Genomic DNA, 14,956 nt, shown 5'->3' with positions numbered 1-14,956 from the left:
CCACCTGTCGGACCCCGATGCGAACATATGTTCGTGTCCGACTCCGCTACGCCCCGCCGCCAGCGCATCCAGACCCGCGCCGAGGCGTCGATCCTGCACGCCGATCTGGATTCGTTCTACGCCTCGGTCGAGCAACGCGATCAGCCGTGGTTGCGGGGCAAGCCCGTCATCGTGGGCGGCGGGGTGGTGCTCGCCGCGAGCTACGAGGCCAAGGCGTTCGGCATCCGGACACCGATGAACGCCGGACAGGCACTGCGCCTGTGTCCGCACGCGGTGGTGGTGCCGCCGCGGATGTCGGCCTATGCCGCGGCGAGCAAGGCGGTGTTCGCGGTCTTCCACGACACCACCCCGATCGTGGAGGGCATCTCGATCGACGAAGCCTTCCTCGACGTGGGCGGGTTGCGGCGGATCAGCGGCGAGCCGATCGAGATCGCCCGTGCTCTGCGCGCCCGGATCAGCAGCGAGGTCGGGCTGCCGATCTCCGTCGGCATCGCCCGCAACAAGTTCCTCGCCAAAGTCGCCTCCGCGGTGGCCAAACCCGACGGGCTGCGGCTGGTGGAGCCGGGCCGCGAGCTCGACTTCCTGCACCCGCTGCCGGTGGAACGACTCTGGGGCGTCGGCGCGGTGACCGCCGCGACCCTGCACGAGAACAACATCACCCGGGTCGGGCAGCTCGCCGAACTCGGGGAACCGCATCTGCGCGCCATCCTCGGGCCGGGCGCGGCACGGCATCTGTTCGCGCTGTCGTGGGGCCGCGATCCGCGACGGGTGGAGACCGGCAAGCGCAGGCGCTCGATCGGTGCGCAGCGCGCGCTGGGCCGCCGCCACCGCACCCCGGAGGAGATCGCGGCCTACCTCGACGGTCTCACCGACCGGCTGGGCCGACGGCTGCGCGCCGCGGATCGCGTGTGCCGCACCGTCATCCTGCGACTGCGCTTCGACGACTTCACCCGCGCGACCCGCTCACACACCCTGGTCGAGGCCACCGACGCCACCGTGTCGCTGCGCCACGCCGCCCGCCTGCTGCTCGACACCGCGCAGCCGCTGATCGCCGAACTCGGAATCACACTCATCGGATTGTCGCTGACCAATCTCGACGACGCCGACACCATGCAGTTGACCCTCCCGCTGGAACCCCGCGCCGAGAACACGCTCGACGCGACCCTCGACGATCTGCGCCGCCGGTTCGGCTCGGCCGCCGTCACCCGCGCCACACTGCTCACCACCGGGGAAGGCCTGTCGGTTCCACTGCTCCCCGACTGACCGCGCTCACCCGCGACCGCGCCGGCGGACCAGCGGCAGATACACCTCGTCGATGATCTCGACGAGGACGTCGTCGGGCGCGGTCGGCACGCCTCGCAGCACGAACTCGTTGCGCAGCAGCACGATCGCCACGGTGGCGACTCGCGGATGCAGACATTCCGGGGCCGCCTCACCGCGCGCCACCGCGCGGCCCAGCACGGTCAGCCAGGTGGCCGCCGTCGCGTCGACCGACTGTTCGGGCAGCTGGGCGAGCAGTTCGGCGGCGCCGCCCGCCGCCGCGAGTAGTTCGCGCATGATCGCACCGAGTGCCGAACTCCAGTGCCGATTGGCTCGGCGCAGCAGTTCCAGCGCGTCGGCGCGCAGGTCGCCGGTGTCGGGGATGTCGACGGTGGTGGTCAGGAGCCGGTAGGCCGCGATGCCGAGGGCGAGCCGATTCGGCCAGCGGCGGTAGAGGGCGTTCTTGTTGGTCCCCGCGCGCTGGGCGACCTTGTCCATGGTCAGCCGGGCGTAGCCGCCCTCGCTCAGCTCCGCCGCCGCGGCACGCAGGATCGCGTCCTCGCGGTCCGGCTCGTGGGCGGCGACGCCGACCGCCTCGAGGTCGCTGCGGGCTTGGCCGCCGACCTCGGTCTGGAGGTGTGGTTCTCGCCCTATCCGCTGGAACAGACCGCCGAGGAGATGGTGGCGCTCCTGCTCGACTGCGCCGACCGCGCGGAGCGACTCCGGCGTCGCGGAGCCGAGGTCGTCTTCGTCACCGGCGCCGAGATCAGCATCATGAACATCGGCTTCCTCGCCGGCGCCACCGTGCGCGAGCGAGTCGCCGGCCTCACCGCGTCCGACGCGCTCCCGAAGGTGGTACTGCAGGTCGGCACCCGGCTCAACGACTTCTTCCACACCGCGGTGCCGCTGATCCGCCAGCGGTTCGGCGGCACGCTGACCTATGCCGCGATCCCGCTCGAGCGCGTCGATTGGGACCTGTTCGATATGGTCTCCCTGGACCTCTATCGCTCCGCCGAGGTGGCCGATCGCTTCGCCGACGGCATCCGCGACATCGTCGCCCAGGGAAAGCCGGTGGCCGTCACCGAATTCGGCGCCGCTACCTTCCGCGGCGCCGGCGATGTCGGCGCCAACGGCCTCGACATCGTCGAGTACAACCCCGGCCCGATCCGCCTCACCGCCGATGTCGACCGCGACGAAGCAGGCCAGGCCGCCTATCTCGCCGAGCTGCTGGAGTTGTTCGACGACAGCGGCATCGACACGACGTTCGTGTTCCTCTTCGCCCTCTACGACATGCCGCACCGCGCGGACGGCGACCCCCGCGACGACCTCGACCTCGCCAGCTATGGCATCGTCGCCGTCCTCGACCACCCGGGCCGGACCTACCCGAACCTGCACTGGGAGCCCAAAGCCGCCTTCACCGCTGTCGCCGAGTACCACCGCCACAGCCCGGTAGCCATCCGGTGACGGCGGCCGCCCTCACACGAGCCGTTTGGGCCGTTTGTCCATCAGCCGCAGGATCAGCGGGGTGAAGATCAGCTGCATGGCCAGTTCCATCTTGCCGCCGGGCACCACGATGCAATTCGGCCGCGACATGAACGAATCGTGCAGCATCGACAGCAGATACGGGAAGTCGATCACCTTCGGATCGGCGAACCGGATCACCACGAAACTCTCGTCGGCAGTCGGAATACTGCGCGCGATGAACGGATTCGACGTGTCGACGGTCGGCACCCGCTGGAAGTTCACATAGGTCCGCGAGAACTGCGGACAGATGTATTTCACGTAATCGGGCATCCGCCGCAAGATCGTGTCGATCACCGCCTCACTGGAATACCCGCGATGGGTCTTGTCCCGGTACACCTTCTGAATCCACTCGAGATTGATGATCGGCACCACCCCCACCAGCAGATCGGTGTATTGGGCGACGTCGACGGCGTCGGTGACCGCCGCTCCGTGCAATCCCTCGTAGAACAGCAGGTCACTGCCGGGCGCCAGATCCTCCCACGGGGTGAAGGTACCCGCGGGCTGCCCGTACGGTTTCGCCTCCTCGTCGTCGTGCAGATATTTGCGGACCTGCCCGACGCCGGATTCGCCGTATTCCCGGAACAGCGCTTCCAATTCGGGCAGCAGATTGGCGTCCTCGCCGAAATGGGAGAACGTCGTATTGCGTTGCTGCTCGGCCTCGGCCATCGCGATCTTCATTTCCGCGCGGTCGAACCGGTGGAACGAATCACCTTCCACCACCACCGCGCTGATCCCCTCGCGGCGGAAGATCTCCTCGAACGTACGGGTGACACTCGTCGTTCCCGCGCCGGAGGACCCGGTGATCGCGACAACGGGATGCTTGACCGACATGGGCGACTCCTATGTGCGCTGGTCGTGCTTGGCCGGACGGAACAGTGACCGCGTGCCGAACAGCGAACTGTCGAAGCTCGGGCCCGCGTCCGGCTCGGAGTGATAGCGCTCGATGCGCAGAACCTCGGTGCGGGAGCCGAAGATGAACGGCACCCGCTGATGCACCTCCGCCGGCGGCACGAGCATCACCCGGTCGTGCCCGGTGGTCGCCGCCCCGCCCGCCTGCTCGACGATGAAGGCGATCGGATTCGCCCCGTACAGCAGTGACACCCGCCCCGGCCGCGCCGGATTGCGGGTGTCGCGCGGATAGAGGTACACCCCGCCCCTGGTCAGGATGTGGAAGGTGTCGGCCACCAGCGACGCGACCCAGCGCATATTGAAATCACGCCCCCGCGGCCCGTCCAGCCCCTGCAGGCACTCCTGCACGTAGCGGCGCACCGGCCGCTCCCAGAACCGCTCGTTGGCGGCGTTGATCGCGAAACCCGAAGTGTCCTCGGGAATCCGCATGCGCGGATGGGTCAGCACGAACGCGCCGATCTCGCGGTCCAGGGTGAACCCGTCCACGCCGCTGCCGGTGGTGAGCACCAGCATCGTCGCGGGCCCGTACAGGGTGAACCCCGCACAGACCTGCCGCACCCCCGGCTGCAGGAAATCGGCGTCGACCGGTTCGGCCGTCCCGTCGAGCACCGCCTGCGGCGCGCGCAGAATGCTGAAGATCGAACCGACCGGCAGATTCACGTCGATATTGCTCGACCCGTCCAGCGCGTCGTAGGCCAGCAGATACTTCCCGCGCCGCTGTGTCGCCGGCACCGGCAGCGCGGTGGCGCGCTGCTCGGACAGCAACCCCGACAGATGCCCCGTCCACTGGGTCTGCGCCACCATGATCTCATCGGTCAGCACGTCGAGGCGGGCACTGACCGACAACGGTTCCGCGTCGCTGGTCGAGCCGATGATCGCGCCGCGCGTCACCTGATTGGCGATGATCTTCGTCGCCGTGGCCACCACGTTGACCAGCGCCGAGAACTCCCCCGACGAACCGGGATGACGGTGTTCCTCCTCGATCGTGTAGCGGGTGAGGGTCTTCAATCCGTTGGGCATGGCGTCGTGGCCACCTCCTGCACCGTCTCGTCGAACACGCTGCTGCCATAGACGTCCCGGTCGCACAGTGTGATCAGGTCGGTCCTCGACAGCGGTCGCGCCGCCTCGACCAGCCGCTTGGCCTGCCGCAGCCGGCACCGGTCGATCGCGTTGCGCACGCTGCGCGCGTTGGAGAATCGTGGTTTGGTCATCCGCACGGTCAGGTACTCCGCGAACGCGACGTGGGCCGCCGCGTCGAACCGGAAGTTCTCCCCCGCCACCATCAGTTCGGCGATGCCCATCAGTTCACCGTGGGTGTAGTCGGCGAACTCCAGGTGGTGGGCCACCCGCGAAGACAGGCCCGGGTTGGCGGAGAAGAACCGGTCCATCCGGTCCGGGTAGCCGGCGAAGATGACGACCAGGTTCGCCCGCTCGCTCTCCATTTCCTGCAGCAGGATCTCGATGACCTCCTGCCCGTAGTCGCGCTCGTTCTCCGGCCGGAACAGGTAGTAGGCCTCGTCGATGAACAGCACCCCACCCGCGGCCTTGGCGATCGCCTCCTTGGTCTTGGGCGCGGTGTGGCCGATGAACTGGCCGACCAGGTCGTCGCGGGTCACCGTGTGCACCTTGGGTTTGCGGATGTAGCCCAGCGCGTGCAGCATCTGGGCCATCCGCAACGCCACCGTCGTCTTGCCGGTGCCGGGCCCGCCGGTGAAGCTCATGTGCATGGTCGGGCGCGAGGATTCGAGCCCGAAGCGCCGCCGCGCCCGGTCGATCATCAGCAGTGCGGCGATCTCGCGCACCCGCTCCTTCACATTCGCCAGGCCGATCAGCTCGGCGTCGAGCGCGGCCAGTGTTTCGGCCACGTCGTGCCCGGCCAGGTCGAGGGAAAGATCCAACAGCGCGTCCTCGCTCAGCAGTTCCTCGGTCGCGGTGGCGCCCTCGGCGGGCGGGCGCGACGGCCGGGCGTCACCGACGCCCGGCCGCGGCAACCGGAATCCCGAAGCGGACCCGTCAGCCGCCATACCGCTGTCCCTGCGGACGACCGGTGGCGTAGGACCGCACGCTGTAGATCTGGCGCCGATCCGGCCCCTCGGTGCGCGCCAGCTCGAAACCGGGCTCCTCCGCGGGGCGCTGCACCAGAAAGCTCAGCGCCGTCGTCTGTTTCGTGTAGGTCGCGTCGTAGGCGGTGACCCGCACGTAGTGCCGGGGGAACGTGGCCCGGCAGGCGTTGATCTCGGCCATGACCCCATCGGGTTCGTCGAGGTCGAACAGTGGCAGCCCCCACATCTCCCAATAGGTGTTGCGTGGGTGCGGGTCGTCGGTGTACTCGATCGAGACCGGCCAGTTGTTGAGCAGCGCGTAGCGCACCTGGGCCGCGATCTCGGCGTCGGTGAGCTCGGGCAGATACGAGAACGTCCCGTGTCGCAGATACATGGTGCTCCCTAGAGACTCGGCGTCGGCACCGCGTCGGGTGCGTCGGTGGACGTGTAATCGAAGGTGACATCACCCCAGGTCGACAGCGCGACCTCCAGCGGACGACAGGTCGAGGCCGCCGTGCGCAGCACGTCGGGGCCTTCCTTGAGCAGATCGCGACCCTCGTTGCGGGCCTTGACGACCGCTTCCAACGCCACCCGGTTGGCCTCGGCGCCCGCCGCGATGCCGAGCGGATGGCCGATGGTGCCGCCACCGAACTGCAGGATGACGTCGTCACCGAACAGATCGAGCAGCTGATGCATCTGGCCGGCGTGGATACCACCCGAGGCCACCGGCATCACACCGGGCAGGCTCGCCCAGTCCTGATCGAAGAAGATGCCGTTGCCGAGGTCGGTCGGAATGTGGTTCTCCCGCAACGTGTCGTAGAAACCGCGGGTGGTCGCCGGATCGCCTTCCAATTTGCCCACCACGGTGCCGGCGTGCACATGGTCCACACCGATCAGCCGGCACCACTTCGCCAGCACGCGGAAGCTCACGCCGTGCGTCTTCTGCCGGGTGAACGTCGAGTGTCCCGCCCGGTGCAGGTGCAGCAGCACCCCGTTGCGCCGCGCCCACTTCGACATCGACTGCATGGCGGTGTAGCCGACGGTGAGGTCCATCATGATGACCACCGACCCGAGTTCCTTGGCGAACTCGGCCCGCTCGTACATGTCCTCCATGGAGGCAGCGGTGACATTGAGGTAGTGGCCCTTGATCTCGCCGGTCTCGGCCATCGCCCGGTTCACGCCCTCCATCGCGAACAGGTACCGGTCGCGCCAGCGCATGAACGGCTGGGAGTTGATGTTCTCGTCGTCCTTGGTGAAGTCGAGACCCCCCTTGCAGGCCTCGTAGATCACCCGGCCGTAATTCCGGGCGGACAAACCGAGTTTCGGTTTCACCGTCGCGCCCAGCAGCGGCCTGCCGTATTTGTTGAGATATTCGCGCTCCATCACCGTGCCGTGCGGCGGACCCTGGAAGGTCTTGACATAGGCCACCGGAATACGCATGTCCTCGAGCCGCAGCGCGAGCAGCGGTTTGAATCCGAACACATTACCGATGATCGAGGAGGTGAGGTTGGTGATCGACCCTTCCTCGAAAAGATCCAGATCGTAGGCGATGTAGGCGAAGTACTCGCCGGGCCTGCCCGGCACCTCGTCGATCCGGTAACACTTCGCCTGATACTTCGAGTGGGCGGTGAGCCGGTCGGTCCACACGACAGTCCAAGTCGCAGTGGAGGATTCACCGGCGACAGCGGCCGCCGCCTCGATCGGATCGACGCCCCGCTGCGGAGTCACCCGGAACACCGCGAGCACATCGGTATCGGCGGGCACGTAGTCCGGCGCGTAATATCCCATCGACGCGTAGGACTGTACGCCCGGATCCCAACGATCCCGTTCGGTTTCTTCCGCCATCGTTCCTCCTGTGGAATCCGGTGTACGCCTTGCGAATTCCAGGATGAGGCCCGGCCGGGCGGCAAACAATGTGAATGTTTCAGGGAACGCTCAACCGAAACGTTGAGTTTGCTACCGTCGGGTAATGGGCAGGGTGAGCGCGGGGCGGATGGAAACCTTCCTCGCGGTCGCCCGGCTGGGCAGCATCCGCCGCGCGGCCGCCCAGCTGCACGTCACCGAAGCGGCAGTCTCCGCCGCGGTCGCCCATGTCGAGAAGCAGCTCGGCGCCAAACTCATCACCCGCGCGGGGCGCGGGATAGCGCTCACCGAGGCGGGGCGGGTCTACGCCGAGTACTGCCGCGGGATCCTGGGCTTGATGAAGGAAGCCCACGCCGCGGTCCGCCAGGCCGAGGCGGGCCGGCTCCGGATCGGCGTCGTCGCCACGGCGGGCGAATCGGTGGTGCTGCGTCCGCTGGCGTCGTTTCGGCACCGCTACCCCGATGTGGAACTGAGTCTGTCGATCCAGCCCCGTGACGTGCTGTTTCTCGAATTGCAGCACCACGAGACCGATCTCGTCATCGCCGGTCGGCCCCCGCACGAGGCCAACCTGGTCATCCAGGCGCGGCGGCCGAGCACCCTCGTCGTCGTCGGCGCGAACGACGCTCACGACCCGCGCCACGACACCTGGCTACTGCGCGGCAACGGTTCCGGCACCCGCGAAGCGACTCTCGCGCTGATCGACCGTCTCCAGATCGACCCGCCCACCCTGACGCTGGGGTCGCACGGCGCGGTGATCGCCGCCGCCCGCGAAGGCCTCGGCATCACCCTCATCCATTCCGATGCCGTCGGCGAGCACCTGGAATCCGGTGCGCTGCACACGATCGACGTGCCGGGCACCCCGCTGGATCGGGCCTGGCACGCGGTCACGACACCGACGCCCACCCCCGCGACCCGCTTGTTCCTGGCGCACCTGATCGACCCGCTCGAGACCGGAACCGACGCCTTTCACGCCGCGATCGGGCCGTAGCCGGCCATTCTCGGTCGCTAGCGCGTGACCCCGAAGCGCGCTTCGAAGGCCGCGCGATCGGCCCGCTCGGCCGGCAGCACCGGCAGGTCGACGGTATCGGCCCGGCGCGCCAGTTCGCCGGCATTGGGCGCGGGCGAGGTCAGGAAGGTGACCGGAAAGAGCTCGGCCAGCTCGCCCCGATCGTCGCGGATCACCGGCACCTCCGACGACTCCACGTCGGCCGAACAGGTGCGCCAGCGGGAGCACGAGGAATGGGGCGGCGAACCGATCGCCGCGCTGGCCGACATCTACTGCGCCCGCGAACTCGCCCGATACGACCGGACCCTGGCCGAGTCGATCGCCGCACTGGAGGTCGACCAGCTCCGTGCGTTGAGCGTGTACTGCGCCGAGCGAGCTTACGAGTACGCCGGACTCCCCGACCGTCCGTGGGCCCGGCCCGCGCTCGCCGCCCTGCGCTCCGGTGCCCGCACTTCGCCGTCAACACCCTGTTCCACGCGCGCCTGGCCGATCCGCTCCAGGGCGCGCTCGCGGCGCTGAACGAAGCCGCCATTACCTTCGGCGACCGGGTCCAGGTCCTGTTCGCGGGCATCCGCGCCGAGTTCGGGCTACCGCCCCGGCGCTGAGGACGACATCGTGGACGGTCCCGGTCACCGCGGGTACGGTCGTCGTCAGGGGCGGGTCATCGGGTACGCACCCACGAACGAAGGGGTGGGACATGGCAACGGAAGTGACGCTGTCGGGAGACGCGCTCGAACTGCCGGGCGGGGTGCGGGTGACGTTCGTGCGCACCTTGCGGCTGCCGGAGACCGGCACCTATCCGTTGCCACCGGGCCTCGGCAGCTTTCCACTGCGCCGAGTCGCCGACTACCCCGATACCGTGCCCGAGGAGTGGCGCCGACGCGGCGGGGTGATGCTGCCGGTGTACCAGCGTGAGGCGATGTGGTTGCGGTTCTCCGCGACCGTGCCCGCGGCGCTGAAGGTCGGCGTCGGCAAGGTCTGCGCGGTCTCCGGGAAGCCGTGGAGCGACGCCCTCGGCCAGGACCCGCAGAACTATCTCGCGCTGCCCGAACAGCCGTGGATGGACGGCATCAACTCCGGCGACGGCACCGTCCGGCAGTTCGTCGCCGTACCGCTCGGGCTCGGCGCGACCGTCGAAGGTCAGGTGACCGGCGTCGAGCAGTGGGGTGGCGTCCAGCTCGCCGTCCACGGGCTCACCGACACCGCGCACGCCGCCTGGCTCGCCGCCGCGGAGGCGCGACAGCGTGCGCTGCGCGCGATGCCCACCCCGCCCTGGCAGTCCGGGGGGCCGGTCTACGGCGCGCCGATGCCGGTCAGTGCGCCGCCGCCCGGCGCGATGTACTCCGGACCGGCACCGGGCTCGGCCCCGCCCGCGGCCCCCACCAGCGCCGCCCGGATGCGTGGCGCGGCGCGGAAGATGGGACTCGGCGCGGGCGGCACCATGCGGCAGGAGATCTTCGCCGACCGCAGGCCGATCGCGGACTATCGCACCGAGGCCGACGGTCGCGTCTTCGTCCACCTCGCCTCCGCCGCCGAGTGGCAGCAGATCACCGGCGAACCGGCGCCGCCGACACCGATCACCGCCCAGGCCTACGCCCAGCACAATCTGCCGTGGTTCGACTACTACGCGGCCGACGCCGACGACCTGGCACCGTCCTCCGAGCTCGCCGAGGTGAAGCCCACCGGCGACTGGCTGGCCGACGAGCAGCCCAATCCGCCTATCGAACAACCACTTCCGGTGATCCCGCTGGGCGGCAAGAAGGTCCAGGACGGGGACTGGTAGCCGCGCCGGACTCGCTTGCCCCGCAGGCCAACCGGCCGATCCGGCGAACCTGCCACGCCGCGCGCCCGCGCGGACGTACGATCCGAGCGTGGCCGAATCGAATGGTTCCACCCCGCTGCGTGTGCTGGTCTACAGCAACGACGCCGACACCAGGCAACAGGTGATCCTGGCGCTGGGCCGTAGGCCGCGCCCCGATCTGCCCGAGCTCGATTTCTTCGAGGTCGCCACGGCGCCCGTGGTCATCGAGCAGATGGATGCCGGCGGGATCGATCTGGCGATCCTGGACGGGGAGTCCGCGCCAGCGGGTGGGCTCGGCATCGCCAAGCAGCTCAAGGACGAGATCGACGAGTGCCCGCCGGTGGTCGTGCTGACCGGCAGGCCCGACGACGCCTGGCTGGCGAACTGGTCGCGCGCCGAGGCCGCGGTCTCGCACCCGATCGACCCCATGCAGCTCACGCACGCGGTGACCAGCATCCTGCTCGCCCGCTGATCGGCGACGGCCGGACATCGTCCCGCCCCTTCGGATAGTCCCGTGCCCCACAGTTCTGCCTATCACCACTGGTAACACCAGTGGTTCCGTGGCGTGCGCCGATCCGGGATTACCCCCGGATCGCTCATGAATCCGTGTATCGAAATCGATCAAACCCCGTCCCGGAAACGCGCGGCGCACCCTCGGAACGGCGGTACTCTGTGCTCTAGCTCACACGAGCGCGGGCTCCTGTATAACGCTCCGCCATCGCTGCACAGCCTTGCGCGAGCCCCGTATCGGCGGACAACGTTGTCGGCCCCGTCTCGCCAAAGCTGCCGTCCGCGGCCGGGCCACACGGCTCGACCTGCTCCAGCGAGGAGGGGAAGCAGTCGTGAATATCGAGGTGCCCGCGCTCGTTCTCGGCGCCATCGCCGCCGCGTTCGCGGTGTTCTCCGTCATCATGGCGGCGCTGATCGGCCCGAAGCGATACAACAGGGCCAAGCTGGAACCCTACGAATGCGGCATCGAGCCGACCCCGCACGCCATCGCGGGCGGCCCCGGAAACGCCACGGGACAGCGCTTTCCGGTGAAGTACTACCTCACCGCGATGTTGTTCATCATCTTCGACATCGAGATCGTGTTCCTCTACCCGTGGGCCGTGCACTTCGATGCGCTGGGTCTGTTCGGGCTCGCCGCGATGGCGCTGTTCATCGTCAATGTGTCGGTCGCCTACGCCTACGAGTGGCGGCGCGGCGGCCTCAGCTGGGAATGAGTGGGAAATAATGGGTCTCGAAGAGAAACTGCCCAGCGGGTTCCTGCTGAGCACCGTCGAAGATTTCGCCGGCTACCTGCGTAAGGGCTCGGTCTGGCCCGCGACGTTCGGCCTGGCCTGCTGCGCGATCGAGATGATGGCCACCGGCGCGGGGCGATTCGACATCGCCCGCTTCGGTATGGAGGCGTTCCGCGCCTCTCCGCGCCAGGCCGATCTGATGATCGTGGCGGGCCGGGTGAGCCAGAAGATGGCCCCGGTCCTGCGCCAGGTCTACGACCAGATGACCGAGCCGAAATGGGTGCTCGCCATGGGCGTGTGCGCCTCCTCGGGCGGCATGTTCAACAACTACGCGATCGTGCAGGGCGTCGACCACATCGTGCCGGTCGACATCTACCTGCCGGGCTGTCCGCCGCGCCCGGAGATGCTGCTCAACGCGATCCTCGCGCTGCACGCGAAGATCGCCGAGACACCGATGGGTGTCAACCGCGAGGAAGCGATCCGCGCTGCCGAACAGGCCGCGCTGGCCAGCACGCCGACCATCCGAATGGAGGGCCTGCTGCGATGACCTTCGACGCTCCCGACAACGCCGACAGCACAGCGGGACAGGATATTCCGGACGAGACCCCGGCCGCCCCGCGCCCGCCCGCGGCACCCGAGGACGAGGTGATCGGCACCCGTCGCGGCATGTTCGGTGTCACGGGCACCGGCGACACCTCCGGCTACGGCGGCCTGGTCACCCCCGTCGCCCTGCCCGCGGGCACTCCACCGCCCTACGGTGGCTGGTTCGACGCGTTCGTCGGCACCCTGCGCGCCGCGCTGACCCACCGGGTGATCGCGTTCGATACCGCGATCGAGAAGATCGTCGTCTTCCGCGACGAGATCACCCTGCACGTGCGGCGCGAACACCTGGTCGCCGTCGCGAGCGCGCTGCGCGACGACACCTCGCTGCGCTTCGAATTGTGCCTGGGCGTCAACGGCGTGCACTACCCCGACGACGAGGGTCGGGAACTACACGCGGTCTATCACCTGATGTCGATCACACACAACCGGCGGATCCGGCTGGAAGTCTCTGTCCCCGACGCCGATCCGCACGTCCCCTCGCTGTTCGCGGTCTACCCGACCACCGACTGGCACGAACGCGAGACCTACGACTTCTTCGGCATCCTCTTCGACGGGCACCCCTCCCTCACCCGCATCACCATGCCCGACGACTGGCGCGGCCATCCGCAGCGCAAGGACTACCCGCTCGGCGGGATCCCGGTGGAGTACAAGGGCGCGCGGATACCGCCGCCCGACGAGCGGAGGACCTACAGCTGATGACCGACACCGATTTCCGCCGCGACGAGCCGCAGGTCGTCACCGTCGCAGGCCAGGACTGGGACCAGGTCAGCGAAGTGATCGAGGGCGGCGGCGAGGAACGCATCGTCGTCAACATGGGGCCGCAGCACCCGTCCACACACGGGGTGCTGCGCCTGATCCTCGAGATCGAAGGCGAGACCGTCACCGAAGCCCGCTGCGGCATCGGCTACCTGCACACCGGCATCGAGAAGAACCTGGAGTTCCGCACCTGGACCCAGGGCGTCACCTTCGTCACCCGGATGGACTACCTGTCTCCGTTCTTCAACGAGACCGCCTACTGCCTCGGCGTGGAGAAGCTGCTCGACATCACCGAGCAGATCCCCGAACGCGCCACCGTCGTGCGCGTTTTGCTGATGGAGCTCAACCGGATCTCCTCGCATCTGGTCGCTCTGGCGACCGGCGGCATGGAACTGGGCGCGCTCACCCCGATGCTGTTCGGCTTCCGCGAACGCGAACTGATCCTGGACGTGTTCGAGACCATCACCGGCCTGCGGATGAACCACGCGTTCATCCGGCCCGGCGGCCTGGCCCAGGACCTGCCCGACGACGGCGTCACCAAGGTGCGCGAACTCCTGGAGATCATGCCGGGACGTTTGCGCGACATGGAGCATCTGCTCAGCGCCAACCCGATCTGGAAGAAGCGCACCCAGGACATCGGCTACCTAGACCTGACCGGCTGCATGGCCCTCGGCATCACCGGCCCGGTCCTGCGCGCCACCGGTCTGCCCCACGACCTGCGCAAATCGGCACCGTACTGTGGCTACGAGAACTACGAATTCGATATCCCGACGACCACCGGCTGCGACTGCTACGGCCGCTACCTGATCCGCGTCGCCGAGATGCGCGAGTCGCTCAAGATCGTCGAACAGTGTCTGGACCGGCTGCGGCCCGGCCCGGTCATGGTCGACGACAAGAAGATCGCCTGGCCCGCCGATCTGCAACTGGGTCCCGACGGACTGGGCAACTCGCCCCAGCACATCGGCAAGATCATGGGCACCTCGATGGAGTCGCTGATCCACCACTTCAAGCTCGTCACCGAGGGCATGCGGGTGCCCGCGGGCCAGGTGTACACGGCGGTGGAGTCCCCGCGCGGCGAGCTCGGAGTGCACATGGTCAGCGACGGCAGCACCCGTCCGTACCGGGTGCACTACCGCGATCCCTCGTTCACCAATCTGCAAGCGGTGGCCGCGATGTGCGAGGGCGGCATGGTCGCCGACGTCATCGCCTCGGTCGCCAGCATCGACCCTGTCATGGGCGGAGTGGACCGATGAAGATCGAACTGAACCTCACCACCAGGCCGGAACCGTATCCGCCGCATGTGCGGCAGCGACTCGAAGTAGACGCCAAGGAGATCATCGCCCGGTACCCGCATCCCCGCTCGGCGCTGCTGCCGCTGCTGCACCTGGTGCAGGCCGAGGAGGGTTACGTGACCGGCACCGGGATCGACTTCTGCGCCGACCATCTCGGTCTCACCGGCGCCGAAGTGACGGCGGTGGCCACCTTCTACTCCATGTACCGGCGTACCCCGACCGGGGACTACCACGTCGGCGTGTGCACCAACACGCTGTGCGCGGTCCTCGGTGGGGATGCCATCTACGAAGCGCTGCAACAGCATCTGGGTGTCGGCCACGGCGAGACCACCGCCGACGGCGCCATCACCCTCGAGCACGTCGAGTGCAACGCCGCCTGCGACTACGCCCCGGTGATGATGGTGAACTGGGAGTTCTTCGACAACCAGACCCCCGAATCGGCGCGCGCGATCACCGACGCGCTGCGCGCGGGGCACCAGGTGCGTCCCACCCGGGGCGCGCCGCTGTGCACCTTCCGGGAGACCGCCCGCATCCTGGCCGGATTCCCCGACGAACGTCCCGGCGCGCTCGACGGCGCTCCGGGCGCCGCCACGCTGGCAGGCTTGCGGGCCGCGGAAACCGGTGCCGCAGAGGTTGATTCCGTCGGACAAGGGGAATGA

Annotated in this window: 18 protein-coding genes; 11 read left to right on the top strand and 7 right to left on the bottom strand. The window is 68.4% G+C overall.

All coding sequences use genetic code 11. The features are described 5' to 3' along the window. Nucleotides 1-27 precede the first annotated feature (27 nt). Complete coding sequence (gene dinB, locus ACIO52_RS18980) at nucleotides 28-1,263, top strand: DNA polymerase IV (protein WP_402645395.1); 1,236 nt, start codon at nucleotides 28-30, stop codon at nucleotides 1,261-1,263. A gap of 6 nt (nucleotides 1,264-1,269) precedes the next feature. Here the strand turns inward: dinB and ACIO52_RS18975 are convergent, their stop codons facing one another. Then, the gene (locus ACIO52_RS18975; protein WP_402645392.1) at nucleotides 1,270-1,758 is read right to left on the bottom strand and encodes a TetR-like C-terminal domain-containing protein; all 489 of its coding nucleotides are present in this window, start codon (nucleotides 1,756-1,758) and stop codon (nucleotides 1,270-1,272) included. Nucleotides 1,759-1,833: 75 nt separating this feature from the next. Between ACIO52_RS18975 and ACIO52_RS18970 the strand changes: the two genes are divergently transcribed. Beyond that, nucleotides 1,834-2,724: a hypothetical protein gene (locus tag ACIO52_RS18970; protein ID WP_402645389.1), complete on the top strand. Its 891-nt coding sequence runs from the start codon at nucleotides 1,834-1,836 to the stop codon at nucleotides 2,722-2,724. Nucleotides 2,725-2,736: 12 nt separating this feature from the next. On the opposite strand, the gene ACIO52_RS18965 is transcribed toward ACIO52_RS18970, so the two are convergent. The 5 genes from ACIO52_RS18965 to ACIO52_RS18945 are packed head-to-tail and all read right to left on the bottom strand — an operon-like array spanning nucleotide 2,737 to nucleotide 7,580. Continuing rightward, nucleotides 2,737-3,615, bottom strand: coding sequence for a phosphoribulokinase (locus tag ACIO52_RS18965; protein WP_218720169.1), 879 nt, complete (start codon nucleotides 3,613-3,615; stop codon nucleotides 2,737-2,739). Nucleotides 3,616-3,624: 9 nt separating this feature from the next. Further along, on the bottom strand, nucleotides 3,625-4,713 hold the full coding sequence (locus tag ACIO52_RS18960; RefSeq protein WP_402645386.1) for a class 1 fructose-bisphosphatase: 1,089 nt from the start codon (nucleotides 4,711-4,713) through the stop codon (nucleotides 3,625-3,627). Then, complete coding sequence (locus tag ACIO52_RS18955; RefSeq protein WP_218720167.1) at nucleotides 4,698-5,717, bottom strand: AAA family ATPase; 1,020 nt, start codon at nucleotides 5,715-5,717, stop codon at nucleotides 4,698-4,700. The genes ACIO52_RS18960 and ACIO52_RS18955 overlap by 16 nt, the downstream gene beginning before the upstream one ends. Beyond that, a complete protein-coding gene (locus tag ACIO52_RS18950) occupies nucleotides 5,707-6,129 on the bottom strand; it encodes a ribulose bisphosphate carboxylase small subunit (protein WP_218720166.1) in 423 nt (140 codons plus the stop codon). Before ACIO52_RS18950 ends, ACIO52_RS18955 begins: the two co-directional genes overlap by 11 nt. An 8-nt stretch (nucleotides 6,130-6,137) precedes the next feature. Continuing rightward, a complete protein-coding gene (locus tag ACIO52_RS18945; RefSeq protein WP_218720165.1) occupies nucleotides 6,138-7,580 on the bottom strand; it encodes a form I ribulose bisphosphate carboxylase large subunit in 1,443 nt (480 codons plus the stop codon). A gap of 124 nt (nucleotides 7,581-7,704) precedes the next feature. Between ACIO52_RS18945 and ACIO52_RS18940 the strand changes: the two genes are divergently transcribed. Further along, nucleotides 7,705-8,586 (top strand): LysR family transcriptional regulator, encoded by an 882-nt coding sequence (locus ACIO52_RS18940; protein WP_255588260.1) that lies wholly within the window; start codon nucleotides 7,705-7,707, stop codon nucleotides 8,584-8,586. A gap of 17 nt (nucleotides 8,587-8,603) precedes the next feature. Here the strand turns inward: ACIO52_RS18940 and ACIO52_RS18935 are convergent, their stop codons facing one another. Then, the gene (locus ACIO52_RS18935) at nucleotides 8,604-8,780 is read right to left on the bottom strand and encodes a hypothetical protein (RefSeq protein WP_402645381.1); all 177 of its coding nucleotides are present in this window, start codon (nucleotides 8,778-8,780) and stop codon (nucleotides 8,604-8,606) included. Between the two features lie 34 nt (nucleotides 8,781-8,814). Between ACIO52_RS18935 and ACIO52_RS18930 the strand changes: the two genes are divergently transcribed. The 8 genes from ACIO52_RS18930 to nuoE all read left to right on the top strand — a co-directional run bounded on the left by ACIO52_RS18930 (nucleotide 8,815) and on the right by nuoE (nucleotide 14,956). Then, the gene (locus ACIO52_RS18930) at nucleotides 8,815-9,123 is read left to right on the top strand and encodes a hypothetical protein (RefSeq protein WP_402645378.1); all 309 of its coding nucleotides are present in this window, start codon (nucleotides 8,815-8,817) and stop codon (nucleotides 9,121-9,123) included. Nucleotides 9,124-9,301: 178 nt separating this feature from the next. Next, complete coding sequence (locus ACIO52_RS18925) at nucleotides 9,302-10,387, top strand: hypothetical protein (RefSeq protein WP_402645375.1); 1,086 nt, start codon at nucleotides 9,302-9,304, stop codon at nucleotides 10,385-10,387. A gap of 88 nt (nucleotides 10,388-10,475) precedes the next feature. Continuing rightward, entirely contained in the window at nucleotides 10,476-10,877 is a 402-nt protein-coding gene (locus tag ACIO52_RS18920; RefSeq protein WP_218720160.1) for a hypothetical protein, read from the top strand. A 370-nt stretch (nucleotides 10,878-11,247) separates the two neighbouring features. Beyond that, a complete protein-coding gene (locus ACIO52_RS18915) occupies nucleotides 11,248-11,628 on the top strand; it encodes an NADH-quinone oxidoreductase subunit A (protein ID WP_189028737.1) in 381 nt (126 codons plus the stop codon). Between the two features lie 10 nt (nucleotides 11,629-11,638). After that, a complete protein-coding gene (locus ACIO52_RS18910; protein WP_218720158.1) occupies nucleotides 11,639-12,193 on the top strand; it encodes an NADH-quinone oxidoreductase subunit B family protein in 555 nt (184 codons plus the stop codon). Continuing rightward, complete coding sequence (locus ACIO52_RS18905; RefSeq protein WP_255588259.1) at nucleotides 12,190-12,945, top strand: NADH-quinone oxidoreductase subunit C; 756 nt, start codon at nucleotides 12,190-12,192, stop codon at nucleotides 12,943-12,945. Before ACIO52_RS18910 ends, ACIO52_RS18905 begins: the two co-directional genes overlap by 4 nt. Further along, a complete protein-coding gene (gene nuoD / locus ACIO52_RS18900; RefSeq protein WP_402645369.1) occupies nucleotides 12,945-14,258 on the top strand; it encodes an NADH dehydrogenase (quinone) subunit D in 1,314 nt (437 codons plus the stop codon). Before ACIO52_RS18905 ends, nuoD begins: the two co-directional genes overlap by 1 nt. Next, nucleotides 14,255-14,956 carry an NADH-quinone oxidoreductase subunit NuoE gene (gene nuoE / locus ACIO52_RS18895; protein ID WP_342799884.1) on the top strand — a complete coding sequence of 234 codons (702 nt, stop codon included), beginning with the start codon at nucleotides 14,255-14,257 and terminating at the stop codon, nucleotides 14,954-14,956. The genes nuoD and nuoE overlap by 4 nt, the downstream gene beginning before the upstream one ends.

Source organism: Nocardia sp. NPDC087230, assembly GCF_044744725.1.
In the GTDB taxonomy this organism is placed as follows: domain Bacteria; phylum Actinomycetota; class Actinomycetes; order Mycobacteriales; family Mycobacteriaceae; genus Nocardia; species Nocardia canadensis.
Note: the sequence above shows the minus strand (reverse complement) of the source record. Positions and strands in the feature narration are given on the sequence as shown.

Bases quoted from the DNA above. Each gene is read 5' to 3' on its own strand.
- nuoE (WP_342799884.1), top strand. From the start codon at position 14,255: ATGAAGATCGAACTGAACCTCACCACCAGGCCGGAACCGTATCCGCCG.
- nuoD (WP_402645369.1), top strand. From the start codon at position 12,945: ATGACCGACACCGATTTCCGCCGCGACGAGCCGCAGGTCGTCACCGTC.
- ACIO52_RS18905 (WP_255588259.1), top strand. From the start codon at position 12,190: ATGACCTTCGACGCTCCCGACAACGCCGACAGCACAGCGGGACAGGAT.
- ACIO52_RS18960 (WP_402645386.1), bottom strand. From the start codon at position 4,713: ATGCCCAACGGATTGAAGACCCTCACCCGCTACACGATCGAGGAGGAA.
- ACIO52_RS18950 (WP_218720166.1), bottom strand. From the start codon at position 6,129: ATGTATCTGCGACACGGGACGTTCTCGTATCTGCCCGAGCTCACCGAC.
- ACIO52_RS18945 (WP_218720165.1), bottom strand. From the start codon at position 7,580: ATGGCGGAAGAAACCGAACGGGATCGTTGGGATCCGGGCGTACAGTCC.
- ACIO52_RS18925 (WP_402645375.1), top strand. From the start codon at position 9,302: ATGGCAACGGAAGTGACGCTGTCGGGAGACGCGCTCGAACTGCCGGGC.
- ACIO52_RS18955 (WP_218720167.1), bottom strand. From the start codon at position 5,717: ATGGCGGCTGACGGGTCCGCTTCGGGATTCCGGTTGCCGCGGCCGGGC.
- ACIO52_RS18975 (WP_402645392.1), bottom strand. From the start codon at position 1,758: ATGGACAAGGTCGCCCAGCGCGCGGGGACCAACAAGAACGCCCTCTAC.
- ACIO52_RS18940 (WP_255588260.1), top strand. From the start codon at position 7,705: ATGGGCAGGGTGAGCGCGGGGCGGATGGAAACCTTCCTCGCGGTCGCC.
- dinB (WP_402645395.1), top strand. From the start codon at position 28: ATGTTCGTGTCCGACTCCGCTACGCCCCGCCGCCAGCGCATCCAGACC.
- ACIO52_RS18965 (WP_218720169.1), bottom strand. From the start codon at position 3,615: ATGTCGGTCAAGCATCCCGTTGTCGCGATCACCGGGTCCTCCGGCGCG.
- ACIO52_RS18910 (WP_218720158.1), top strand. From the start codon at position 11,639: ATGGGTCTCGAAGAGAAACTGCCCAGCGGGTTCCTGCTGAGCACCGTC.